This is a genomic window from Streptococcus sp. SG1, assembly GCF_030439935.1.
Classification (GTDB): Bacteria; Bacillota; Bacilli; order Lactobacillales; family Streptococcaceae; genus Streptococcus; species Streptococcus gordonii.
This window is the reverse complement of the sequence record NZ_JAQFJC010000011.1, coordinates 18,848-41,653: the sequence shown is the minus strand read 5'-3', so window position 1 is coordinate 41,653 and position 22,806 is coordinate 18,848. Positions and strand designations below refer to the sequence as shown.

24 protein-coding genes are annotated in these 22,806 nt (G+C 42.1%); 19 read left to right on the top strand and 5 right to left on the bottom strand.

Annotated elements, in window-relative coordinates; genetic code table 11:
• The first annotated feature begins 54 nt into the window (after positions 1-54).
• Entirely contained in the window at positions 55-492 is a 438-nt protein-coding gene (gene argR / locus PCY06_RS09565) for an arginine repressor (RefSeq protein WP_008809983.1), read from the top strand.
• 178 nt (positions 493-670) lie between these two features.
• Positions 671-3,214 (top strand): DNA mismatch repair protein MutS, encoded by a 2,544-nt coding sequence (gene mutS, locus PCY06_RS09560; protein ID WP_082307327.1) that lies wholly within the window; start codon positions 671-673, stop codon positions 3,212-3,214.
• A 48-nt stretch (positions 3,215-3,262) separates the two neighbouring features.
• On the opposite strand, the gene PCY06_RS09555 is transcribed toward mutS, so the two are convergent.
• Positions 3,263-3,733 (bottom strand): DUF3021 domain-containing protein, encoded by a 471-nt coding sequence (locus PCY06_RS09555; RefSeq protein ID WP_012131024.1) that lies wholly within the window; start codon positions 3,731-3,733, stop codon positions 3,263-3,265.
• Entirely contained in the window at positions 3,730-4,170 is a 441-nt protein-coding gene (locus tag PCY06_RS09550; RefSeq protein ID WP_082307328.1) for a LytTR family DNA-binding domain-containing protein, read from the bottom strand. Before PCY06_RS09550 ends, PCY06_RS09555 begins: the two co-directional genes overlap by 4 nt.
• Before the next feature lie 184 nt (positions 4,171-4,354).
• Between PCY06_RS09550 and mutL the strand changes: the two genes are divergently transcribed.
• On the top strand, positions 4,355-6,298 hold the full coding sequence (mutL, locus tag PCY06_RS09545; RefSeq protein ID WP_045634766.1) for a DNA mismatch repair endonuclease MutL: 1,944 nt from the start codon (positions 4,355-4,357) through the stop codon (positions 6,296-6,298).
• A 35-nt stretch (positions 6,299-6,333) separates the two neighbouring features.
• Here mutL and PCY06_RS09540 read toward each other — a convergent pair whose 3' ends face one another.
• A complete protein-coding gene (locus PCY06_RS09540; protein ID WP_061596048.1) occupies positions 6,334-6,855 on the bottom strand; it encodes an RDD family protein in 522 nt (173 codons plus the stop codon).
• Positions 6,839-7,345, bottom strand: coding sequence for a helix-turn-helix domain-containing protein (locus PCY06_RS09535; RefSeq protein WP_045634808.1), 507 nt, complete (start codon positions 7,343-7,345; stop codon positions 6,839-6,841). The genes PCY06_RS09540 and PCY06_RS09535 overlap by 17 nt, the downstream gene beginning before the upstream one ends.
• 167 nt (positions 7,346-7,512) lie before the next feature.
• Between PCY06_RS09535 and ruvA the strand changes: the two genes are divergently transcribed.
• The 3 genes from ruvA to PCY06_RS09520 are packed head-to-tail and all read left to right on the top strand — an operon-like array spanning position 7,513 to position 9,334.
• The gene (gene ruvA, locus PCY06_RS09530; protein WP_045634768.1) at positions 7,513-8,106 is read left to right on the top strand and encodes a Holliday junction branch migration protein RuvA; all 594 of its coding nucleotides are present in this window, start codon (positions 7,513-7,515) and stop codon (positions 8,104-8,106) included.
• 9 nt (positions 8,107-8,115) lie between these two features.
• Positions 8,116-8,670, top strand: a complete 555-nt coding sequence (locus PCY06_RS09525; protein ID WP_045634769.1) for a DNA-3-methyladenine glycosylase I — start codon at positions 8,116-8,118, stop codon at positions 8,668-8,670.
• Positions 8,671-8,674: 4 nt separating this feature from the next.
• Positions 8,675-9,334, top strand: coding sequence for a CPBP family intramembrane glutamic endopeptidase (locus PCY06_RS09520; RefSeq protein ID WP_045634770.1), 660 nt, complete (start codon positions 8,675-8,677; stop codon positions 9,332-9,334).
• 50 nt (positions 9,335-9,384) lie between these two features.
• Here the strand turns inward: PCY06_RS09520 and PCY06_RS09515 are convergent, their stop codons facing one another.
• Complete coding sequence (locus PCY06_RS09515) at positions 9,385-9,795, bottom strand: helix-turn-helix domain-containing protein (protein WP_045634771.1); 411 nt, start codon at positions 9,793-9,795, stop codon at positions 9,385-9,387.
• 269 nt (positions 9,796-10,064) lie between these two features.
• Here PCY06_RS09515 and PCY06_RS09510 point away from each other — a divergent pair, with 269 nt between their 5' ends.
• From PCY06_RS09510 to nrdD, 13 genes are all read left to right on the top strand, one after another.
• Positions 10,065-11,321, top strand: coding sequence for a competence/damage-inducible protein A (locus tag PCY06_RS09510; RefSeq protein ID WP_045634772.1), 1,257 nt, complete (start codon positions 10,065-10,067; stop codon positions 11,319-11,321).
• A gap of 58 nt (positions 11,322-11,379) precedes the next feature.
• Positions 11,380-12,531, top strand: coding sequence for a recombinase RecA (gene recA / locus PCY06_RS09505; RefSeq protein WP_012131014.1), 1,152 nt, complete (start codon positions 11,380-11,382; stop codon positions 12,529-12,531).
• A gap of 86 nt (positions 12,532-12,617) precedes the next feature.
• A complete protein-coding gene (spx, locus tag PCY06_RS09500; RefSeq protein ID WP_008809970.1) occupies positions 12,618-13,016 on the top strand; it encodes a transcriptional regulator Spx in 399 nt (132 codons plus the stop codon).
• Positions 13,017-13,163: 147 nt separating this feature from the next.
• The gene (locus PCY06_RS09495) at positions 13,164-13,736 is read left to right on the top strand and encodes an SP0191 family lipoprotein (protein WP_045634773.1); all 573 of its coding nucleotides are present in this window, start codon (positions 13,164-13,166) and stop codon (positions 13,734-13,736) included.
• A 111-nt stretch (positions 13,737-13,847) separates the two neighbouring features.
• Positions 13,848-14,114: an IreB family regulatory phosphoprotein gene (locus PCY06_RS09490; RefSeq protein WP_008809968.1), complete on the top strand. Its 267-nt coding sequence runs from the start codon at positions 13,848-13,850 to the stop codon at positions 14,112-14,114.
• The gene (ruvX, locus tag PCY06_RS09485; RefSeq protein ID WP_012131012.1) at positions 14,114-14,533 is read left to right on the top strand and encodes a Holliday junction resolvase RuvX; all 420 of its coding nucleotides are present in this window, start codon (positions 14,114-14,116) and stop codon (positions 14,531-14,533) included. Before PCY06_RS09490 ends, ruvX begins: the two co-directional genes overlap by 1 nt.
• Before the next feature lie 21 nt (positions 14,534-14,554).
• A complete protein-coding gene (locus PCY06_RS09480; protein WP_008809966.1) occupies positions 14,555-14,866 on the top strand; it encodes a DUF1292 domain-containing protein in 312 nt (103 codons plus the stop codon).
• Between the two features lie 251 nt (positions 14,867-15,117).
• Positions 15,118-16,356, top strand: a complete 1,239-nt coding sequence (locus tag PCY06_RS09475; protein WP_061598967.1) for a folylpolyglutamate synthase/dihydrofolate synthase family protein — start codon at positions 15,118-15,120, stop codon at positions 16,354-16,356.
• Positions 16,357-16,463: 107 nt separating this feature from the next.
• Entirely contained in the window at positions 16,464-16,943 is a 480-nt protein-coding gene (locus tag PCY06_RS09470) for an SP_0198 family lipoprotein (protein ID WP_045773036.1), read from the top strand.
• A gap of 144 nt (positions 16,944-17,087) precedes the next feature.
• Positions 17,088-18,593 carry a cardiolipin synthase gene (gene cls / locus PCY06_RS09465; RefSeq protein ID WP_045773057.1) on the top strand — a complete coding sequence of 502 codons (1,506 nt, stop codon included), beginning with the start codon at positions 17,088-17,090 and terminating at the stop codon, positions 18,591-18,593.
• Between the two features lie 97 nt (positions 18,594-18,690).
• The gene (locus PCY06_RS09460; RefSeq protein WP_155719004.1) at positions 18,691-18,834 is read left to right on the top strand and encodes a hypothetical protein; all 144 of its coding nucleotides are present in this window, start codon (positions 18,691-18,693) and stop codon (positions 18,832-18,834) included.
• An 89-nt stretch (positions 18,835-18,923) separates the two neighbouring features.
• Positions 18,924-20,492 (top strand): heme transporter CcmD, encoded by a 1,569-nt coding sequence (locus PCY06_RS09455; RefSeq protein WP_052702423.1) that lies wholly within the window; start codon positions 18,924-18,926, stop codon positions 20,490-20,492.
• 109 nt (positions 20,493-20,601) lie between these two features.
• Positions 20,602-22,806 carry an anaerobic ribonucleoside-triphosphate reductase gene (gene nrdD / locus PCY06_RS09450; protein WP_045773035.1) on the top strand — a complete coding sequence of 735 codons (2,205 nt, stop codon included), beginning with the start codon at positions 20,602-20,604 and terminating at the stop codon, positions 22,804-22,806.

Genomic DNA, 22,806 nt, shown 5'->3' with positions numbered 1-22,806 from the left:
ATAACAATTTTTTGGTATAATTTAGAGTATAAATATACAACTACCGAGGGGAAAATGAAAAAGAAAAAACGTCATGACTTAATCAAGAAAATGATTAAAGAGGAGAAGTTAGGGACACAAAAGGATATCCAGACACGTCTGGAAGAAGAGGGTATTTATGTAACTCAGACGACTTTATCCCGCGATTTGCGAGAAATTGGTCTAATTAAAGTCAAGAAAAACGGCCAGCTCTATTATGTTTTAGCGCAAGAAACGGCTCGAATTGATTTGACTGAGGTTTTGTCTTACCATCTTAGAGGGGTAGCCCGTGCGGAATTTACCTTGGTTTTGCATACACGCTTGGGAGAAGCTGCAGTGCTGGCTAACATCATTGATGAAAATAGGGATGAGAGGATTTTAGGTTCCTTAGCAGGTGCTGATACACTCCTATTAATTTGCCGTAACCAGGATACTGCCAAAGAAATCGAAGAGCAGATTTTGGCAAAGATGTAAATTGAAGAATGAAATAGGGCTGAGACAAAAGTTTCAACCTTTTTCTATTTATGGTAAAATCAGGTAAGATGATTCTTGGGTAACCATTAGAGTTCATGGTATAGCAAAAGGTGCTCAGTATTTAAGCGACTAGAGAGTTGGAGCCTACAGGCCTAACTTGTCAACGAGAGAGGAAACTATGGCAACAGAAAAAATATCGCCAGGTATGCAGCAGTACTTGGATATTAAAAAAGACTATCAGGACGCCTTCCTGCTGTTTCGTATGGGGGATTTCTATGAGTTGTTTTACGAGGATGCTGTTAATGCGGCACAGATTCTCGAGATTGCCCTAACCAGTCGGAATAAGAATTCAGAAAATCCGATTCCAATGGCGGGTGTACCTTATCATTCTGCCCAGCAATATATTGATGTTTTGATTGAGTCTGGTTATAAGGTTGCCATTGCAGAGCAGATGGAAGATCCTAAACAGGCCGTGGGGGTGGTCAAACGTGAAGTGGTCCAGGTTATTACGCCGGGTACGGTAGTGGATTCTAGTAAGCCAGCCGGAGAAAATAACTTTTTGGTTGCTTTGGATAGGCAGGAGCAAGCTTATGGCTTGGCCTATATGGATCTGGCTACGGGAGAATTTCAGGTAACCAGCCTGGCAGACTTTGACCAAGCTTGTGGAGAAATTCGAAATCTCCGAGCTCGGGAAGTAGTCGTAGGTTATTGCTTGTCAGAAGATGAGCAGCAGATTTTGTCAAAACAAATGAATTTACTCCTGTCAGAAGTCGAGGAAGCAATGGAGGACGTTCAGCTTTTAGGAGATGAGTTGTCATCTTTAGAAAAGCAGACGGCAGGGAAGCTTCTGGCCTATGTTTTTCAGACACAGATGCGGGAGCTCAGCCATCTCAAGAAGGTCCATCATTATGAGATAAAAGATTTTCTGCAGATGGATTATGCGACAAAGACCAGCCTAGACTTGACTGAAAATGCCCGTACAGGTAAGAAGCATGGTAGTCTTTTTTGGCTCATGGATGAAACAAAAACGGCCATGGGAGGACGCCTACTTCGTTCTTGGATCCAGCATCCCTTGATTGATAAGGGACGAATTATCAAGCGTCAAGATGTTGTTCAGGTCTTTCTGGATTATTTCTTTGAGCGGAGTGATTTGGCAGATAGTCTCAAGGGCGTCTATGATATTGAACGCCTGGTAAGTCGTGTGTCATTTGGCAAGACCAATCCCAAGGACCTTCTACAATTGGCTTCTACTTTAAGCCATGTTCCTCAGATCCGGTCAATTTTAGAAACGATTGAAAGCCCAGCTCTGGAGAGTTTGGTGGCAAGGCTAGATGCGATTCCTGAGCTGGAAAATCTAATCAGCTCTGCGATTGACCCAGATGCTCCACAAGTAATTACTGAGGGCAATATCATTCGAACTGGTTTTGACGAGACTTTGGACCAGTACCGTTTGGTCATGAGAGAGGGGACTAGCTGGATTGCGGACATTGAAGCCAAGGAGCGAGAGGCAAGTGGTATTACTAATCTGAAAATTGATTATAACAAGAAGGATGGCTACTATTTCCATGTAACCAATTCTCAACTCGGCAATGTCCCTAGCCATTTTTTCCGAAAAGCAACCTTGAAAAATTCTGAGCGTTTTGGTACGGAAGAGCTGGCGCGCATTGAAGGCGAGATGTTGGAGGCGCGTGAGAAGTCTGCTAATCTGGAATATGAGATCTTCATGCGCATTCGTGAAGAGGTCGGAAAATATATTCAACGGCTACAAGCCTTAGCTCAAACCCTAGCTACGGTCGATGTTTTACAGAGCTTTGCGGTTGTGGCTGAAAGTCAACACTTAGTCCGTCCAAGTTTTACAAGCAGTCGTAGTTTGCAGATTAAAAAAGGCCGTCATGCGGTTGTCGAAAAAGTCATGGGAGCCCAAAGCTACATCCCAAATAGTATCGAACTGGATCAAGAAACAGATATTCAGCTGATTACTGGACCAAATATGAGCGGGAAGTCAACCTACATGCGACAGCTGGCAATGATTGTCATCATGGCTCAAATGGGATCGTATGTACCAGCAGAAGTAGCCAGTCTTCCGATTTTCGATGCTATCTTTACACGAATAGGTGCGGCAGATGATTTGGTGTCTGGTCAATCGACCTTTATGGTGGAGATGATGGAGGCCAATCGGGCCATTCGACAAGCAAGTGAACGCTCTTTGATCCTTTTTGATGAACTGGGGCGGGGGACTGCGACTTATGATGGGATGGCTCTGGCACAAGCAATTATTGAGTATATTCATGATCGTACCAAGGCCAAGACTCTTTTTGCAACCCATTATCATGAGTTGACAGACCTGTCAAGTAGCTTGACACGATTAGAAAACGTCCATGTGGCAACTCTAGAAAAAGATGGCCAAGTGACATTTTTACATAAGATTGAAGCAGGACCTGCTGACAAGTCCTATGGGATTCATGTTGCAAAAATTGCTGGCTTACCTACGGATTTGTTAAGGCGAGCAGATGCGATTTTGACAGATTTGGAAAATCAAGAGAAAAGAGAGGCTTCTCTTCCAGCGTCTAGAACGGACTCCCAAAAAGTGTCTGAGCAGATGTCGCTTTTTGTAGAAGAAACGGAAAATCCAGTCCTGACTGAACTACGAGACTTGGACATCTACAATATGACTCCCCTGGAAGTCATGGCAGCCGTGGCCGAGCTCAAGAAGAAGTTGTGAAAACAAAGAACAGACTTGTTAATGCTTCAAGTCTGTTCTGTTTATTTCTCACGATTTGCTAGACAAGTCGCTATTGATCTTTTGAATTTTACGGTAGGTGCGGTAGTAGATAGCGCCTGAAATAAGCAGATAAATGAGAGTGAATTCCCCAACGGCAGTCAGTGTCAGGCTAAGTATTTTTTCTCGTGGGAAGAATCCAGCTAGGTTGGCCAAAAGTGCAAAGGTCAGAATCATCACGCCAAAGTGGCTAACGACGGAGCGCAGAATGCTCCAGTCTCTTTGGAAGAAGTTTCCACTCCATCTGAAAATAGCTCCCATGATAAACCAGATAAGTAGGCAGTAGAGCATGATGAGAGAAACATGGACATGCTGGCTCAAAAAGAAGTGGCCGATAGGCGAGCGAGGGTGCAGTGGTAGATAAGCTGGATTGTAAAAATAAGAAACAATCATGGAGAAGAAGAGACCGATGAAAATACCTCCAATTCCTCCGAAAAAGAGTTCTTTAAGACGAGTTTTCATAATTGCAACCTTTCTTTAATGGATTTGAGATAACGGCGGGACGAGTATGTCTGGTCGCCGTTTTTCAGAAATATTTGAATCAGACCATTTGGAGTCAGCTTGAGGTGGCTGATTTGCCGGCTGTTGATAATCTCCGACTGAGAAATCTGCAGGAAATAGTCCGGCAGGACCTGCAGCAACTGATAAAGAGCTTGTTGAGCTCGATAGCCGTCTTTTTCTGTTCGGACCTGAACCTGGCGATTTTCTGTATAGATTCGGTGGATTTCCTTAGCATCCAGCAGATAGATTTCATCTTCTTTTTTGACATGAATCTTGTCTTCTTTGCCTAGATGTTGAGCAAAGTGGACCAATTCCTGAATGCTTTCTGTCATGAGGCGAGCCTCAATGCTGACGGAGTCTTCGGTGACTTGAGAATCGATTCTTAGCTTAACTTTCATAACTTCCTCCTTTCACCTTTATTAAACCGCAACTTGGCAGCGAAAACAAGCCCCTTTGTCTATGTGGCAGCTATTTGTGTCTATCTGGTTTGTCTTGTGAGCAGAGTGGTTGAGAAAAGGCTGCCTTCTGATAGAAAGAGCCCAATGTGTTATAATAGATAGCAGAACAAATACGGAGAAAATGATGTCAAAAATTATCGAACTTCCAGAAATTCTAGCCAATCAGATTGCGGCCGGTGAGGTCATTGAGCGACCTAGCAGCGTGGTCAAGGAGCTGGTGGAAAATTCACTTGATGCGGGTGCTAGCCAAATTACCATCGAAATCGAGGAGGCCGGACTCAAGACTATCCAGGTGACGGATAATGGCGAGGGCATAGATCACGAAGATGTCCCTCTGGCCCTTCGCCGCCATGCTACCAGTAAAATCAAGAAACAGGCGGATCTCTTTCGGATTCGGACACTGGGTTTTCGCGGCGAGGCCATTCCTTCCATTGCTTCTGTCTCGCGTTTTACCATTGAGACTGCAACAGAAAATGGCCAGCACGGGACTTTGCTAGTTGCCCAAGGCGGTGAGATAGAAGAGCACGAGCCTACCAGCAGTCCAGTGGGAACGAAAATCAAGATAGAAGATCTTTTCTTCAATACTCCCGCCCGGCTCAAGTATATGAAGAGCCAGCAGGCTGAGCTATCCCATATCGTTGATGTGATTAATCGGCTTAGTCTGGCCCATCCAGAAGTGGCTTTCACCCTTATCAGCGACGGCCGAGAAATGACACGGACTGCCGGCAGTGGTAATCTGCGTCAGGCTATTGCAGGCATCTATGGTCTGGCAACAGCTAAGAAAATGGTGGAAATCTCTGCTTCAGACTTGGACTTTGAGGTGAGCGGCTATGTCAGTCTGCCTGAGCTGACTCGTGCAAATCGGAATTATATTACGATTCTCATCAACGGTCGCTATATTAAGAACTTTCTGCTCAATCGTGCTATTCTGGACGGCTACGGCAGCAAGCTTATGGTAGGTCGCTTTCCACTCGCGGTCATCAATATTCAGATTGACCCCTATCTGGCCGATGTCAATGTCCATCCGACCAAGCAAGAGGTGCGAATTTCTAAAGAGCGGGAACTCATGGCCTTGATTTCGCAAGCCATTGCGGCTAGTCTCAAGGAGCAGGATCTTATCCCGGATGCTTTGGAAAATCTAGCCAAATCAACTGTTAAGCGTGCGACTAAGCCCGAACAGACCAGTCTTCCGCTGAAAGAAAATCGCCTCTACTACGATAAGGAGCAGAATGACTTTTTCCTCAAGCCACAGGTGGCCGAGCAGCAGCTATCCTTTGAAGAATCAGCAGGGCCTGTTCATGAAGCGACAAATGAAAAAGCAGAGCCACAACCAACTTCAGTCAAATTTGCAGAGAGAAAGTCAGTTAGCTATGACCAACTAGACCATCCAGAGCTAGACCAGGCCAGTCTGGAGCGGGCTGTGGATAAGTTGGAACAGGAAGAGAAATCAAGCTTCCCAGAGTTAGAATATTTCGGTCAGATGCATGGTACCTATCTCTTTGCTCAGGGCAAGGGCGGTCTTTACATTATTGACCAGCATGCTGCCCAGGAGCGGGTCAAGTATGAGTATTATCGGGAGAAGATAGGGGATGTGGACAATAGCCAGCAGCAGCTCTTGGTGCCCTATATCTTTGAATTTCCAGCGGACGATATGTTGCGAATCAAGCAGCGGATGGAGCTGTTAGAAGATGCAGGCATCTTTTTAGAAGAGTACGGAGCCAACCAGTTTATCCTCCGCGAGCATCCCATTTGGTTCAAGGAAGAGGAGATTGAGGCCGGAATCTATGAAATGTGTGATATGCTTCTCCTGACCAAGGAAGTTTCCATCAAGAAATATCGAGCAGAGCTAGCCATTATGATGAGCTGCAAACGCTCCATCAAGGCCAATCACAGTCTGGATGACTACTCTGCGCGTGACTTGCTCTTTCAGCTGTCCCAGTGTGACAATCCTTATAACTGCCCACACGGCCGGCCGGTCTTGGTTAACTTTACCAAGTCGGATATGGAAAAAATGTTCCGCCGCATTCAGGAAAATCATACTAGCCTGCGGGAGTTAGGGAAATACTAAACTTTATAGAAAATCAAACAGCCCTAGTTATAGAACTAGAGCTGTTTTGAATTTTTAAGCTGAACTTGTGTTCCAGTAAGTAAATCAGCTGGATGGCGTTTGTCCTTGCGAAGTAGTCCCATTAGCAGAAAGGCCAAGAAGAGAATCCCTGCTGAAGTTGACAAGAAAATTGACAGGGCATCTGCTTGATAAGCACTACGGATAGCTCCCAGATGTCCCAGCTGCCAAGGGAAAAACTTGATAGCAGATCGCAAAAGGCTGTGGGAAAGGTTCCTGTGCTTGTAAACCAACTGTAAACCTGCCCAACGCTTGCCAAAACTTCCTTTTCGATAGTCTAGCCAAGCAAAGATGATAGTTAGAGGCAGGACGGAGCTAGAAAAAGCCAGAAGCTGGCTCTGGGCTTCAGTGAATGCAGGAATGCCTCCTAGAACTAGATTGTAAAAGCCCATAGCTAGTAAAAATAAAGAAATGAGGTAGCCTGAGATGAAGAGCCAGTCGCCAAAGAGTTCTTTCAGACGAGTTTTGACAGGTATGGGATTGTCAGTTTTTAGTTTCATCTTTAGCACCTTCTTTCTTAGAATCCTCATCAAGGCCTATAACCTTGTCCAGATACTTTTTCTTAATCTTTAGCGCCTTGTTAATAGCTATTGCGGATGCGATTAAGAGGAAAAAGCTCAACCAGACCAGGGCAGTGAATTTTGCTGGAAAACTAGAACCTGCAAAGAAGAGAAAGATAGCTAGGGCTGATACAAAAATATACAGAACCTGCCAGAAGCCATAAGATTTTACTTGCTTATAGTAGCGATCTTTTTCGTCTTCTGAGAGGACGGGTTTTATTTCCGGCTTGTCGCTGTCTTCTAAAAGCAGATAATCTGTCGTCACCTGGAAAATCTTGCTCAGCTCTACAATTTTTTCCAGCTCTGGCAGTGCTTGGCCAGACTCCCACTTGGAAATGCTTTGGCGAGAGACATTGATTTGTTCTGCCAGCTTTTCTTGTGACCAGCCTTTTTCTTTTCTTAGTTCAAATAATTTATCAGCGAGTTTCATCATCACAGCCTCCTTTTTTTCTATCTCTATCCTAACAGCTTTTATTTATCTTGAGAATACAGCTTTCTGTACATTTTGTCAACCAATGGTTGCACTTCTGTTTGCAGTTTCCAGACAGAAAATATGGTATACTAGATAGGCAAAATGATACAAAAAGAAGGAAGATTATGTACGAATATTTTAAAGGAATCATCAGTAAAATTACAGCCAAGTACATCGTATTGGAAGTCAACTCTATTGGCTATATTCTTCATGTGGCCAACCCTTATGCATACTCAGGGCGTCTTCATCAGGAAGCTAAGGTCTATGTGCACCAGGTGGTGAGAGAAGATGCAGAGCTCCTGTACGGTTTTGCGACCGAGGAGGAGAAGCAACTCTTTCTCAGCTTGATTTCAGTCTCAGGTATTGGCCCAGTGTCTGCCCTGGCTATCATTGCTGCAGATGATAATGCTGGCTTGGTACAAGCTATTGAGCAAAAAAACATCACCTACCTAACCAAGTTTCCTAAGATTGGTAAGAAAACAGCCCAGCAGATGGTGCTAGACTTGGAAGGTAAGGTGGTAATAGCTGGTGACGATCTTTCTGCCAAGGCTGTAGTGCAAGCTAGCAATGAAAACCAAGAACTGGAAGAAGCCATGGAAGCCATGCTGGCTTTGGGCTATAAGGCTGCTGAGCTTAAGAAAATCAAGAAATTCTTTGAAGGAACGACGGATACAGCAGAAAACTATATCAAGTCTGCTCTTAAGATGTTGGTGAAATAGGAGGAAGATATGACCAAACGCTGCGGCTGGGTAAAAATGAACAACCCCTTATATGTGGCCTATCATGATGAGGAGTGGGGCAAACCTCTCCATAATGATCAGAAATTATTTGAATTGCTCTGCATGGAGACCTATCAGGCTGGACTTTCTTGGGAGACCATTCTGAATAAACGTCAGGCTTTTCGGGAAGCTTTTCATTTCTATGATGCCCAGAAAATTGCTCAGATGACGGATGCGGATCTGGATGGTTTGTTGGACAATGCCGATATCATCCGTAACAAGATGAAAATTTATGCAACTAGGGCTAATGCCCAAGCTTTTTTGGCTGTTCAAAAGCAGTTTGGCTCTTTTAATGACTATATCTGGTCCTTTGTAGATTTCAAAACGATTGACAATCAAATTACGAACTACGAGGAAGCCCCAACTAAGACCGAGCTTTCAGAAACTATGTCCAAGGCGCTGAAAAAGCAAGGCTTCAAATTTGTCGGTCCAGTTTGTGTCTATTCATTCTTAGAAGCAGCTGGCCTTATCAATGACCATGAAAATAATTGTGATTGGAAGTAGAACAATGAAAACAAGAAAATTCCTCCTTATTTTTATCACCCTCTATACAATCTTCTTTTTAGGTAGAGGCTTGGAACTGCTTGGGATAAATTGGTTGATTTACCCAGTTTATTTCCTTTTATTTATTTTGGGAATCTTAGCTTATCGGGAAGAATTAAAGGAGCAGCTAGCCTTGATTCTGACTAAGAAGAAGGAATTTCTAAAAACGATTTCCTTGTATATGGTCTTTGTTTTCCTCCTGTCCATTGCCTGCAACTTTCTTTCAGCCTTCATCAAGTATAGTCTGGGCCTGCCACTGCAGGGGCAGAATGATGCCAATATTCAAGGTGCCTTGTTGAAAAATCCCTTTCTAATCTTGGTTTTCGGTTCCTTTATCGGGCCGTTCGTTGAAGAGTTTTTCTTCCGCCGCTTTTTCCTAGGCACTTTCTTGGCAAAATTCTCTGACTGGCTAGGTATTGTGTTGACAACCATTCTATTTGCCACTCTTCATATGCACAGCTGGGCCTTATCAGAGTGGGTGACAGCTATTTCCTATATTGCCGCAGGTCTTCTTTTCTCGCTCTTGTATCTGAGAAAGGACAAAAATATCTGGTATCCAATTGCCCTTCATTGTTGCAACAATATCATTGCTTTCATCATTACCTTATTGTCTATAAATAAATGAAAACCTAGACGTCTGGAACTTCTAGGTTTTTTGTTGTTCTCTATATCTCCTCATTCTTCCTTCTGCATCCAAATCTTTTCCTTGATAAAGATGCGCAGTTCATAGAATAGCATAAAGAGGGTGGAGATGAGGAAGCCAGCCATAAAGATATGGTGGAAGTAGGCAAAGACACCAATATAAACCAAGATGGAAAAAAGGTAGAGGATAACTAAATAATGCCATTTCTTGGCCTTGCTGTCTTCGATGACCTTTTTCTCCAAACGCCCGTCCTCCTTGATGAGTGTGTCCAGGCTGATATCAAATTCCCGACTGATAGCGATGAGATTTCCAATTTCAGGGATACCTTTTTTGCTTTCCCAGCGAGCAATGGCAGAGCGGGAAACCTTGAGCCTTTCCGCCAAGGCCTCCTGAGTGAGTTGATTTTGTTGACGAATATCTTTGAGTACTTGTGAAATTTTCATGATGATCTCCTTTCTTCAAATAAAATTATTTAGCTGATTTCCTTTTTTCATCTTTATTATAAAAATAATGAAACCATTTGCCAATAGCATTTCCCTAACAATCCAGTTATTCTCCATAACAGATAACTTTCCAAAAGTTTTCCACAACATGTTGACAAGTCTGTCAAGCAAGTTGACAAACTATTTAACTTCTTAAAATGAAAATCAACTTTTTTGCTTGTTTTTGTGATAAAATAAAGCCAATTCCGAATAGTAAGGTAGGAGGTTCTATGAAAGCAGAAATTATTGCTGTGGGCACCGAGATTCTGACAGGTCAGATTGTCAATACCAATGCCCAATTTTTATCTGAGAAACTGGCTAGTCTGGGGATTGATGTCTATTTTCAGACAGCTGTAGGGGACAATGAAAATCGTCTCCTCTCTATCCTAGAGATTGCAAAAGGACGTAGTAATCTAATTATCTTGACAGGAGGCTTGGGGCCAACAGAGGATGATTTGACCAAGCAGACCTTGGCTAAGTTTTTAGGTCGAGAGTTGAGTTTCGACCCTGATGCTGTGGAAAAGTTGGATCGTTTTTTTGCCAGCCGACCAGATTATGCTCGAACGCCCAACAATGAGCGTCAGGCCCAGCTAGTCGAAGGATCAACTCCTTTACCAAATGCGACTGGTTTAGCTGTTGGCGGTTTAGTAGAAGATAATGGGGTGACTTATGTAGTTCTGCCTGGTCCGCCTAGCGAGCTCAAACCTATGGTCAATAACGAGTTGGTTCCCATCTTATCCACAGGTCAAAAGTTGTACTCACGAGTGTTGCGCTTCTTTGGTATCGGCGAGAGTCAGCTAGTGACTATTTTGTCAGAGATGATTGATCAGCAAAGTGACCCCACCATTGCTCCTTATGCAAAGACAGGGGAAGTTACCCTACGACTGTCCACCAAGGCCTTGAGTCAGGCAGAAGCCGACACCAAGTTTGATGCTGTGGAAAAGGAAATTTTGTCACATAAGACTTTTGAAGACCAGTCTCTGTCAGAGATTTTCTATGGTTATGGGGATGACAATTCCTTGGCTCAGGTGGCTTTTGACTTGCTCAAGAGTCAAGGAAAGACGATTTCAGCAGCAGAGAGTCTGACAGCAGGTCTCTTCCAAGCGACTTTGGCAGATTTTGCTGGAGCTTCAGCTATTTTTTCAGGTGGCTTCGTCACCTATAGCATGGAGGAAAAGAGCCGGATGCTGGACATTCCGCTGGGAGAGCTGGAGGAACATGGGGTTGTTTCAGCTTTTACGGCTGGGGAAATGGCAGAGCAGGCTAGAAAGCTGACCGAAAGCGACTTGGCTGTCAGTCTGACAGGCGTGGCTGGACCAGATTCACTGGAAGGCCATCCAGCAGGGACCGTTTTTATCGGTTTAGCTAGTGCTGCAGGAACGGAAACTATTAAGGTCAATATTGCTGGACGTAGCCGGCGAGATGTACGAAAAATCGCTGTTCTGCACGCCTTTAACCTAGTGCGAAAGACTTTATTAAATAGTTAATTTTTGATATAATTATAAGATAGCCAAAAGATATTTTTAGAAAAAATAGGAGAAATTAATGGCAAAGAAACAAAAGAATCTAGATGATATTACAAAAAAATTCGGAGACGAACGCCAAAAGGCTTTGGACAACGCCCTGAAGAACATTGAAAAGGACTTCGGTAAGGGAGCGATTATGCGCCTGGGCGAGCGAGCAGAACAAAAGGTTCAAGTCATGAGCTCAGGATCTTTGGCCTTGGATATCGCCCTTGGTGCCGGTGGTTATCCTAAGGGACGTATCATTGAAATCTACGGTCCAGAGTCTTCTGGTAAGACGACTGTTGCCCTTCATGCTGTTGCTCAAGCGCAAAAAGAGGGTGGTATTGCAGCCTTTATTGATGCAGAGCATGCTTTGGATCCATCTTACGCGGCTGCTCTAGGTGTAAATATTGATGAGCTGTTGCTATCTCAACCAGATTCTGGTGAGCAAGGTTTGGAAATTGCAGGGAAATTGATTGACTCTGGTGCAGTTGATTTAGTTGTCATTGACTCGGTTGCAGCTCTTGTACCACGTGCGGAAATCGATGGAGATATCGGTGATAGCCACGTTGGTTTGCAAGCTCGGATGATGAGTCAGGCCATGCGTAAACTGTCTGCTTCTATCAACAAAACAAAAACAATTGCCATCTTTATCAACCAACTTCGCGAAAAAGTTGGGGTTATGTTCGGAAATCCTGAAACAACACCAGGTGGCCGTGCCTTGAAATTCTATGCTTCTGTCCGTTTGGATGTTCGTGGAAATACTCAAATTAAAGGAACTGGTGACGCTAAGGATACAAACGTTGGTAAGGAAACCAAGATTAAGGTCGTGAAAAACAAGGTAGCTCCGCCATTTAAAGAAGCCTTCGTGGAAATCATGTACGGAGAAGGAATTTCTAAAACTGGTGAACTTATCAAGATTGCAACAGACTTGAATATCATCAAAAAAGCAGGTGCTTGGTATTCTTATAATGATGAGAAGATTGGTCAAGGTTCTGAAAATGCCAAGAAATATTTGGCTGATCACCCAGAAGTCTTTGACGAAATCGACCGTCAAGTCCGTGTCCGTTTTGGCTTGATTGAAGATGATCAAGAAGGGGAAGCAACTGCGGCTGAAACAACAGGGAAAATCACTGAAAACATTGAAGAAGTAACACTTGAACTAGACGATGCTATAGAGATCGAGGAATAATTTTTCCAAAATAGGTCGCAAGACCGATGGTTTTTATGGTATAATAGACTACGATAGTAGTATCGGGTAGTGAAAGGAGTCCTTACATGATTACAATTTACACAGTTTCAAGTTGTACAAGCTGTAAGAAAGCAAAGACCTGGCTTAATGCCCATCAATTAACTTATAAAGAACAAAACCTCGGTAAAGAGGGAATCACAAAAGAAGAAATTTTAGATATTTTGACCAAAACTGAAAATGGCGTTGCAAGCATTGTCTCTTCTAAAAATCGCTATGCAAAAGGTCTTGGTGTTGATATTGAAGATTTAAGTGTGAGTGAAGTGATTGATATTATCATGGAAACCCCACGTATCTTGAAAAGCCCTATCTTGGTTGACGATAAACGCCTCCAAGTTGGCTATAAAGAAGATGACATTCGTGCCTTTCTTCCACGTTCTGTTCGTAACGTTGAAAATGCAGAGGCGCGTTTGAGAGCAGCTCTATAAAATAGCCCATTATAAAGAAAAAAGGAGTCTGAACAAGCCGATTTGCTAGTGGTAGTGAATGGGCGAGTTTTCAGACCCTTTTTACTTTACGAATCTAGCGTTGACAGGAGTTATGAGTGTGGTAAAATAGGCGTAGGAGGCTAAAAAATGAAAAAGATAGTGCTATTGTTAGGCCTTGTTTTACTTGCACTGACGGCCTGTGGTCAGAAAAAATCACATACTGCTTCGTCCGCTTCAACTTCTGAAGATAAGTTGGATACAACCTTGCCGATTATTTCAAATGCGGAAAAGAACACAGTAGTAACAAAGACCTTGGTCTTTCCAAAAACTGAGAATGGCTCACAGCAAAAGCAGGTAGTGACTTATAAAGACGAGCAATTTTTAAGTTTAAGTATAGAGCAGGTTAGTCCAAATGCAGATGATTTAAAGCAAGCGATAAAGGAATATGGTGTAGAAGAAGCTCAAGCAGTACTCAATAGATCCTTGGAAGCAGATGAACATTATCAACAAGTAAAGGATTTGCCGGGTTTCTCTATGTCCTTACAGATTTTAAATGAAAATGAGCTCAAGCGTGTGACTAATCTGGATTTTCAAACCTTGGATGTAGATAAGGCTGCAGAAACAGAATATTTAAAAGCTTTAAAACTAAAAGAACTGCTGAAGATGAATCCAGCTCAGTATGTTGAAAATCAACTTTTGAATGGCGCAAAAGAAGAATAGTAGAAGACCGTCATTTTTGCTTATTTTATGGGCTGATATTGATTTGTAACATTTGTGAAAAGATCTGAAATATGGTATAATGATAATATTCTAACGAAAGAGGGTGTAATTGTGGGATTTACAGATGAAACAGTACGTTTTAATCTCGACGATTCAAATAAAAAAGAGATTAGCGAAACGTTGACGGATGTTTATACATCGCTGAATGAAAAAGGCTACAATCCAATCAACCAAATCGTTGGGTATGTTCTCAGTGGGGATCCTGCGTACGTACCTCGTTATAACAATGCTCGCAATCAGATTCGCAAATATGAACGCGATGAGATTGTTGAAGAATTGGTTCGTTATTATTTGAAAGGGCAGGGCATCGATCTTTAATGAGAATTATGGGATTGGATGTGGGCTCTAAAACAGTGGGAGTGGCTATTAGTGACCCTCTTGGGTTTACAGCTCAGGGTTTGGAAATTATTCAGATCAATGAAGATCAGGAAGAGTTTGGCTTTGAGCGTCTTGGTGAGCTTGTTGCCGAATACAAGGTTGATAAGTTTGTCATCGGTCTTCCTAAAAATATGAATAATACTAGTGGTCCCCGTGTGGAAGCCAGTCAGGCTTACGGTGCTAAGGTGACAGAGTTGTTTGGCTTGCCGGTTGAGTATCAAGATGAGCGCTTAACAACAGTGGCAGCTGAGCGAATGCTAATTGAGCAAGCAGATGTTAGTCGGAACAAACGCAAAAAAGTGATTGACAAATTAGCGGCCCAGCTGATTTTACAGAATTATTTAGATAGAAATTATTAGAAAGATTGAGGGATGATGAATATGGCACATGATCATAACCATGACCACGAACATGAAGAGCGCGAATTGATTACTTTGGTGGATGAGCAAGGGAACGAAACCTTGTTTGAAATTCTCTTGACCATTGACGGTATGGAAGAATTCGGGAAAAATTATGTCCTTCTTGTACCAGCTAATGCTGAAGAAGATGAAAATGGTGAAGTTGAAATTCAAGCATACTCATTCACAGAAAATGAAGATGGAACTGAAGGTGACCTTCAGCCTATTCCAGAAGACGCTGAAGAAGAATGGAATATGATTGAAGAAGTTTTCAACAGCTTCATGGAAGAGTAAGTGTATTTCTGCCTTTGTTAACTAAAAAAAGCAAGGCAAATCTAGAGACTGCCTCAGTTCGCTCAATGAGCGAGGCTGGTATAGATGTCCTGGATATATTTATTTCGTTCTGGTTAAAAGGAACGAATACCTAAATTTGTTAAACAGATAGTTTATTGTTAACTCGGAGTCTCAAACGTAAGCTATATGATTAATTGAAAAAAGAGAGCTGGTTGATCATTCACTCGGCTCTCTTTTTACTAGGAGTAAAGATGGAGAAGATAGAAAACTGGCTGGACAGCCGAATCGGACTAAATTTTCGGACTGGACTTGGGAGAATGGAGCAGGCAATCCGTTTGCTTGGTCATCCAGAAAAAGCCTACCCAACCATTCATGTAACTGGAACAAATGGTAAGGGATCGACAGTAGCCTTTTTGCAAAACTTATTTGACCAACATCAAAAGAAAGTTGGGACTTTTACCTCACCTCATATGGAAACTGTTCATGATCGGATTTGCTTAAATGGGCAGCCAATTTCGGAGAGCGATTTCTCTAGGTTGGGTGATCAAGTTCGTAAGATGGAGCGAAACGCACTGTTGCCCCAGGATCAACTTTCTTATTTTGAAATCCTCAGTTTAATAGCCTTTTTGTATTTTGCAGAGCAAGAGGTGGATGTAGCCTTGATTGAGGTGGGAATAGGTGGTTTGTTAGATACAACGAATGTCATCACAGGAAGTGTCTCAGTCATTACATCGATTGGCCTTGATCATCAGGAGACCTTGGGAACGACACTTGAGGAGATTGCAGAGCAAAAAGCAGGGATTTTTAAAGTGGGCAGTCCTGCTGTTATCGGTCCTTTGCCAGAAGTTGCACGACAAGTTTGTCGAGAGCGGGCAAAGGAGTTGAATATCGACTTATATGAGTATGGCCAAGATTTTTCTCTCGAAAACAAGGAACTTCGGGCTCGTGACTTCTCCTGGCTAGATGTAGAACTGGGCTTGTCGGGGACCTACCAAGAGGAAAATGCGGCTGTGGCTGTGGAAGCTTTTCTTTTATTTATGGAGCGTCAGTCATGGAATCTAGATCTGAGTTTAGTAAAAAAAGCTTTAGCTCAAACTAGCTGGGCAGGCCGTTTGGAAAAAGTCTGCGATGGCATTTATTTAGATGGAGCCCATAATCTTCCTGCAGTTGAGCGCTTGGTCGAGTTTATTAAGCAAGAAAAGGACAAAGAAGTTTTGATCTTGTTTGGGGCTTTAAAGCGAAAAGATTATTCGGAAATGCTCCATTATTTGCAAGAGGAACTACCTCAGGCAAGTTTGTCGCTGACTAGTTTTTCATATGGCGAAACGATAGGCGAGCAAGAAGCAGGACAGCTCCCTTTTATCAGGGATTACCAAGCTTTTCTAAAAGACTACCAGCAGGATGATAATTCTCATCGTTTATTGTTTGTAACTGGGTCTCTCTATTTCATTGCGGAGGTACGTCAGTTTTTAAAAGGAGAGATAAATTGACGGTTGGAAAAGGTCTTTGTTATAATGAGGATGGAACTAGCAAAAAGTAGGCAAAACATATTTCTGTGCCAGCTCTAAAACCCCCTATGATTAAAGGAGGAAGGATTATGACTTTTTCAAAAAAAGCGATGATTTTATCCCTAACAACTATAGCAGTTCTTGCTTTGGCAGCTTGTAGCAATGGCAATAGCCAAACTCAGCCCTCTCAAGCCAGTCAAGCTAACTCTTCGGTGTCTTCAAGTTCGACGTCAACTTCAACTTCTGCTTCAAGTTCAAGTAGTGCAACGACTTCGACCTCTTCTTCGTCAGCAACAACCGCTACAAGTACAGAATTGGACGGAACCTATACAGCTACGCATGAAGGCGATCAATTGACCTTGACGATTTCATCTGGTAAAGGAACCTTAACTACCTTGGAGAGAGATGGTGAGAAAGAAATCGAACAAGTCGAAATTGATAGCACAAATCAGCGAATGATTATTGGAGACGATGTTCATCGCTACTATATCAATGGCAATCAACTGACTGTGGAAGATATTGATCAAGAGCAGGATCAAGATGACACAATTGTCTTTACTAAACAATAAGACTTCACAAGACTGGGGACTCCAGTCTTTTTTTAATTTCTATCAGAAGGTCAATCTGTTTTTGCTTGATTTATTGAGAAGGCCCCGCTATACTTAAATATAAGAAAATTGAGGAGTAGGTGTGTGAGAAAGTTTCGCTTATTGATGTCAAAATATGGTTTCAGCATCATTGTCATGCTACTGGAACTCTTCTTTATATTTTGGCTTTTCTTTTATTTAGGTGAAATTAATAAGGATTTATGGATTCTTGTAGTCACCTTATTAACAGTTGGTACGATTTTTTCGATTGTCAATCGTTCTATGACACCTGAAAGCAAAGTAACCTGGCTTTTGGTTACTTTTATCCCAGTTGTAGGGCCTCTGATTTATCTCATGTTTGGAGAACGCAGGCTGTCTCGGAAAGAAATGAAGCAGTTGCGCAGCATGGATTCCATGAAGTTTCGTGAGGACAATAGCTATGAGCTGAGATTGGACCTGAAAAAGAAAAATAAATCAGCTTTTGGGATAGTTAAGTCCTTGCTTAGTATGGACCATAATGCGGATGTTTATGATGGGACTGCGTCTCAGTATTTTGCCTTGGGAGAAGAGATGTATGTTGCTATTTTAGAAGACCTGAAATCAGCAGAAAAATTCATCTTTCTGGAATACTATATTATCGAAGAAGGTAAGATGTGGAATAGTATTCTGGAGATTTTGAAGGAAAAGGCTGCTCAAGGAGTAGAAATCAAGCTCCTCTATGATGACATTGGCTGTATGGCGACTTTACCAGGAGATTATACGGAAACTTTGCGTTCCTTTGGGATTAATGCACATAAGTTCAATAAGGTGATTCCGCGTATGACGGTGGCCTACAACAACCGAGATCATCGTAAAATTCTTGTGATTGATGGTCAGATTGGCTACACGGGTGGTATCAATATGGCTGACGAATACATTAATCATATTGTCCGCTTCGGCCATTGGAAAGATGGCGGGATTCGCTTAGATGGTCGGGCCGTTAAGGCGCTGACCAGGCTTTTTCTAATGAATTGGTACATCAACCGAGGTGAAATTACGGATTTTGATAAGTATCATTTAGAAAACAAAGCGGTAGAAGGCGAGGGGCTCTATATTCCATATGGGAGCGGTCCTAAGCCTATGTACCGAACACAGGTCGGGAAAAATGTTTACCAGAATATTATCAGTCAGGCAACGGACTATGTCTATATCACCAGTCCTTATTTGATCATCGACTATGATTTAACCGAAAATATAAAAAACGCTGCCATGAGGGGAGTGGATGTTCGGATTGTCACGCCTTATATTACAGATAAAAAGCTTATTCAACCGATTACCCGAGGATCTTATCGTGAGCTTTTAGAGGCCGGTGTTCGTATTTACGAATACACACCAGGCTTTGTCCACAGTAAAAATGTGATTGCAGACGATGAACTAGCAGTAGTAGGCACCATAAACTTTGATTATCGTAGCTTGGTCCATCACTATGAGAATGCTGTGCTTTTATATAAAGTACCTGCTTTAGCAGACATAAAAGCCGATTTTGAAAGTATCTTTGAGGTGTCAACAGAGGTTCATGACGGTGTCTTTAAATCTACTTGGTACCAAAATCTTCTGAAAGAGATCGTTCAGCTTTTTGCGCCAATGCTTTGATCATGATAAACCTAATGAGAAGGATTTGTTTTACTCTATTGAGGGTACAAATTTCCTTCTCATTTTTTTACGAATAAAAAAGTAAAAGGAATTTTTCATGAAATTAGAGTTTGTTCAAAGAAAGACAAAAAGGCCGTTTTCAAAAATCTACCTAAGATTTCGGGAATTAGAAACCTTGGCAAAGTCTAAAGCGACCAAAGACAAGCAGGTCTTAAAGCTAGAAGCAGATTCTGCCAAGTAGGCTAATCTTTTGAGAGGTGTGTAAAAGGAAAACTGACAGACAGAAGACTTTTTGATATACTAGTAAAGACTATATTGAGGAGAGTTATTATGTTTGATGAATTCGACAATCAAGAGGCAGAAGTGCAACTTGAAGCGAAAATAGAAGAAAAAAAAGAACAAGAAATTCAGCCAGAAGATGAGAAAGCAGGACTACAACTTCAAGAAGAAAGCTTGAAGCCTGCGAGCATTCCTTTTGGGCATTTGCTACTCTGGAGTTTCATAGCTAGCTTCTTCAGCGTGGCTAATCCCTTATTTACCTCATTGGCGACAAATCTACAGACGCAAAATCTGTATGCAGGCTGGGCAATGACCCAGGGTCAAGTAGCTTACGGTCAATTTTATGGCACGAGTGGCATGCTGTATTATGTGATAGCGTGGTTGGGAAACCTCTTTATGGGAAGTCTTCTTTTTGCTGTACTGCAATTTTTAGCGCTTTTTATAGCTGGGATTTTCCTTTTTCAGTTTATCTATCAAATGACTGGAAAAAAGGTTCTAGCGCAGCAACTGCTTCCGCTTTTTTATCTCTTGGTCATAACTCTTGGTTTTGGTGGCCTGTATGCAAGTATTTTTGTTCTTCCTTTTATCATGTGGAGTCTAAATTTCTTAGCTCGCTATGTCAATGATCGAGTGGGGGATAATGGTTTCATCTTGCTGGGAGCTATTGGAGCCTTGGCTTTCATGGTGGATCCATTCACTAGTATTGTCTTCTATGGTTTGGTTTTCCTTGTTTGGACCATTTTTCATATTGCCCGTAAACGCTTGGCCCGAGGATTTTATCAATTTTTAGCTAGTTTACTTGGTTTTTCACTGGTCTTTTATCCGCTGGGATATTACACTGTTTGGAAGGGAACTTTTGGTGTAGCAATTAGCCAAGTGACGTACAGCTTTGAAAGTTTAGGATTACAAGTATCCGATCTTCCTACTTTACTCATAATGGGCGGCCTGTTTGTTTGTCTTGGTTTCTTAACAGCCTTGGTTATGGGAATGGTATCTTTGGTAGAGAAAAATGCAAAACCTTTCCGATATTTGGGGGGGTTAGGAATTTTAACTCTGCTCCTAGTCAATATCTTTCTGCCAAGTCAGGGGAATTTCCAGTTGTTGCCTATGATTCCTTTTGTGATGATTCTCTTGGCGATTTGGTTTAACAAGAATTTTTCAGAGGGACGTCATACGAGAAAAAGACGGACTCCTTCTATTTGGAAAAATTATTTTGTTGGAAATTTATTTTTACCTGTGTTAGCGATGGCCTTTTTAGTCGCATCACCAGTTGTTCAACGCTATCTATTAGCTGGTGAAGAAGCAGAACGTGCTGTGGTTAGCAAGTATATCCGTGAGGAGTCAGCTAAGGACGATAAAATCTATGCTTGGGACAGCACAGCTAGCCTCTACCAATCAACTGGCCGTCTGTCTGCGGCAACCATCTTAAGTCCTAAGTTATACTTAGATACCGAAGAGAATAAGATTTTATTAGGAAATCAGTTAGATGCAAATCTGCCACGCTATATTGTAGTTAACAAAAAAGTCCCTCTACTAGGGAAAGTAAAAAAAATAATATCTTCAAATTATAAGAAAATTGGCCTAGATACTAGCCAGTTCAAGCTTTACGAGCTCAAATAATATTATCAATATCTTGTGTTTTAATTAAAAAAATTAAAAATATTACACAAGATATTGATTTTTTATTTTATAGTGTTATAATGAGTCATGTACGAACGGAGGATAGGAAATGATTACTTTAAGAGAAGAAACAGTGACCTGTATTCCTAATATTTATGTAGTTAAACGCGATGGACGGCGCGTGAATTTTGACGTTGACAAGATTTATAAAGCCTTGGTCAAGGCTGCTTGTGAAGTAACTTCTATGTCTCCTTTGCTTGAAGCCAAGCTTGAGGGCATTACGGAGAAGATTGTTGCTGAAATCACTCATCGTTTTTCTCAGGATGTGAAGATTTATGAAATCCAAAACATCGTTGAGCATGAGCTTTTGAACGCCAATGAATATGCTATTGCCAAGGCCTATATCTCGTATCGAACTCAGCGTGACTTTGATCGTTCTCAGGCAACCGATATTAATTTTACTATTGACAAATTGCTCAATAAAGACCAAACAGTGGTCAATGAAAATGCCAACAAAGACAGTGATGTCTTTAACACCCAACGGGATTTAACTGCTGGGATTGTTGGTAAGTCCATCGGTCTTAAGATGTTACCTCCTCACGTAGCCAATGCCCATCAAAAGGGTGATATTCACTACCATGATTTGGATTATAGCCCTTATACACCAATGACCAACTGCTGCTTGATTGATTTTAAGGGCATGCTGAAAAATGGCTTCAAGATTGGGAATGCAGAAGTAGAGAGTCCTAAGTCTATTCAGACTGCGACAGCTCAAATCTCGCAGATTATTGCCAATGTGGCTTCTAGTCAGTATGGAGGCTGTTCAGCTGACCGAATCGATGAAGTCTTAGCTCCTTACGCAGAACTCAATTACGAGAAGCATTTACGAGATGCCAAGGACTGGGTGCTAGCTGATAAAAGAGCTGATTACGCTTGGGAAAAAACAAAAAAAGATATCTATGATGCTATGCAGTCCTTAGAGTATGAGATTAACACGCTTTTTACCTCTAATGGACAAACCCCCTTCACTTCTTTAGGATTTGGTTTGGGAACCAATCGCTTTGAACGCGAGATTCAAAAATCAATTCTTAACATCCGTATCAAGGGCTTGGGAAGTGAACATCGGACAGCTATCTTTCCTAAGCTGATTTTCACTCTTAAGCGTGGCCTTAATTTAGAGCCAGGAAGTCCTAACTACGATATCAAACAGCTGGCGCTGGAATGTGCGACGAAACGGATGTATCCGGATGTCCTATCTTATGATAAAATCATTGAATTGACTGGCTCTTTCAAGGTACCGATGGGTTGCCGTTCCTTCCTCCAAGGTTGGAAGGATGAGAATGGCCAAGAAGTCAATTCTGGCCGTATGAATCTGGGAGTTGTGACTGTCAACCTACCTCGGATTGCACTGGAAGCTGAAGGAGATAAGGATAAATTCTGGTCCTTATTCGCTGAGCGAATGGCTATTGCTAAGGATGCTTTGGTCTATCGGGTAGAGCGGACTAAGGAAGCAACGCCAGCAAATGCTCCAATCTTGTATCAATACGGTGCTTTTGGCAAACGCCTGGGCAAATATGATCAAGTTGACCAGCTCTTTACTCACCGCAGAGCAACAGTTTCACTTGGTTATATCGGTCTTTACGAAGTTGCAACTGCTTTTTATGGTGGAGAATGGGAAGACAATCCAGAAGCCAAAGAATTTACAGTGGATATTGTCAAAGAGATGAAGCGTTTGGTTGGTGAATGGTCAGATGAATATGACTATCATTTCTCTGTTTATTCGACTCCATCCGAAAGTCTGACCGACCGTTTCTGCCGTTTGGATACTGAGAAGTTTGGCCTTGTTCCGGATATTACAGACAAGGAATACTATACCAACTCCTTCCACTACGATGTGCGTAAAAATCCAACACCTTTTGAAAAATTGGACTTTGAGAAGATTTACCCAGAAGTGGGAGCCTCAGGTGGCTTTATCCACTACTGTGAATACCCTGTTCTGCAGCAAAATCCAAAAGCTTTGGAAGCTGTCTGGGACTATGCTTATGACCGGGTTGGTTACTTAGGAACAAATACGCCAATTGACCGCTGTTACAAGTGCGACTTTGAGGGAGACTTCACACCGACTGAGCGTGGTTTCACCTGTCCAAACTGTGGCAATAGTGATCCTAAAACTGTTGATGTAGTTAAGCGGACCTGTGGTTATCTAGGAAATCCGCAAGCTCGTCCGATGGTTAACGGTCGTCACAAGGAGATTTCTGCTCGGGTTAAGCATATGAATGGCTCGACTATTAAATTTTCAGGAAACGAAAACTGA

Coding starts and splice junctions, on each gene's coding strand:
- argR (WP_008809983.1), top strand. CDS start 55: ATGAAAAAGAAAAAACGTCATGACTTAATCAAGAAAATGATTAAAGAG.
- mutS (WP_082307327.1), top strand. CDS start 671: ATGGCAACAGAAAAAATATCGCCAGGTATGCAGCAGTACTTGGATATT.
- PCY06_RS09555 (WP_012131024.1), bottom strand. CDS start 3,733: ATGAAAACTCGTCTTAAAGAACTCTTTTTCGGAGGAATTGGAGGTATT.
- PCY06_RS09550 (WP_082307328.1), bottom strand. CDS start 4,170: ATGAAAGTTAAGCTAAGAATCGATTCTCAAGTCACCGAAGACTCCGTC.
- mutL (WP_045634766.1), top strand. CDS start 4,355: ATGTCAAAAATTATCGAACTTCCAGAAATTCTAGCCAATCAGATTGCG.
- PCY06_RS09540 (WP_061596048.1), bottom strand. CDS start 6,855: ATGAAACTAAAAACTGACAATCCCATACCTGTCAAAACTCGTCTGAAA.
- PCY06_RS09535 (WP_045634808.1), bottom strand. CDS start 7,345: ATGAAACTCGCTGATAAATTATTTGAACTAAGAAAAGAAAAAGGCTGG.
- ruvA (WP_045634768.1), top strand. CDS start 7,513: ATGTACGAATATTTTAAAGGAATCATCAGTAAAATTACAGCCAAGTAC.
- PCY06_RS09525 (WP_045634769.1), top strand. CDS start 8,116: ATGACCAAACGCTGCGGCTGGGTAAAAATGAACAACCCCTTATATGTG.
- PCY06_RS09520 (WP_045634770.1), top strand. CDS start 8,675: ATGAAAACAAGAAAATTCCTCCTTATTTTTATCACCCTCTATACAATC.
- PCY06_RS09515 (WP_045634771.1), bottom strand. CDS start 9,795: ATGAAAATTTCACAAGTACTCAAAGATATTCGTCAACAAAATCAACTC.
- PCY06_RS09510 (WP_045634772.1), top strand. CDS start 10,065: ATGAAAGCAGAAATTATTGCTGTGGGCACCGAGATTCTGACAGGTCAG.
- recA (WP_012131014.1), top strand. CDS start 11,380: ATGGCAAAGAAACAAAAGAATCTAGATGATATTACAAAAAAATTCGGA.
- spx (WP_008809970.1), top strand. CDS start 12,618: ATGATTACAATTTACACAGTTTCAAGTTGTACAAGCTGTAAGAAAGCA.
- PCY06_RS09495 (WP_045634773.1), top strand. CDS start 13,164: ATGAAAAAGATAGTGCTATTGTTAGGCCTTGTTTTACTTGCACTGACG.
- ruvX (WP_012131012.1), top strand. CDS start 14,114: ATGAGAATTATGGGATTGGATGTGGGCTCTAAAACAGTGGGAGTGGCT.
- PCY06_RS09480 (WP_008809966.1), top strand. CDS start 14,555: ATGGCACATGATCATAACCATGACCACGAACATGAAGAGCGCGAATTG.
- PCY06_RS09475 (WP_061598967.1), top strand. CDS start 15,118: ATGGAGAAGATAGAAAACTGGCTGGACAGCCGAATCGGACTAAATTTT.
- PCY06_RS09470 (WP_045773036.1), top strand. CDS start 16,464: ATGACTTTTTCAAAAAAAGCGATGATTTTATCCCTAACAACTATAGCA.
- cls (WP_045773057.1), top strand. CDS start 17,088: ATGTCAAAATATGGTTTCAGCATCATTGTCATGCTACTGGAACTCTTC.
- PCY06_RS09460 (WP_155719004.1), top strand. CDS start 18,691: ATGAAATTAGAGTTTGTTCAAAGAAAGACAAAAAGGCCGTTTTCAAAA.
- PCY06_RS09455 (WP_052702423.1), top strand. CDS start 18,924: ATGTTTGATGAATTCGACAATCAAGAGGCAGAAGTGCAACTTGAAGCG.
- nrdD (WP_045773035.1), top strand. CDS start 20,602: ATGATTACTTTAAGAGAAGAAACAGTGACCTGTATTCCTAATATTTAT.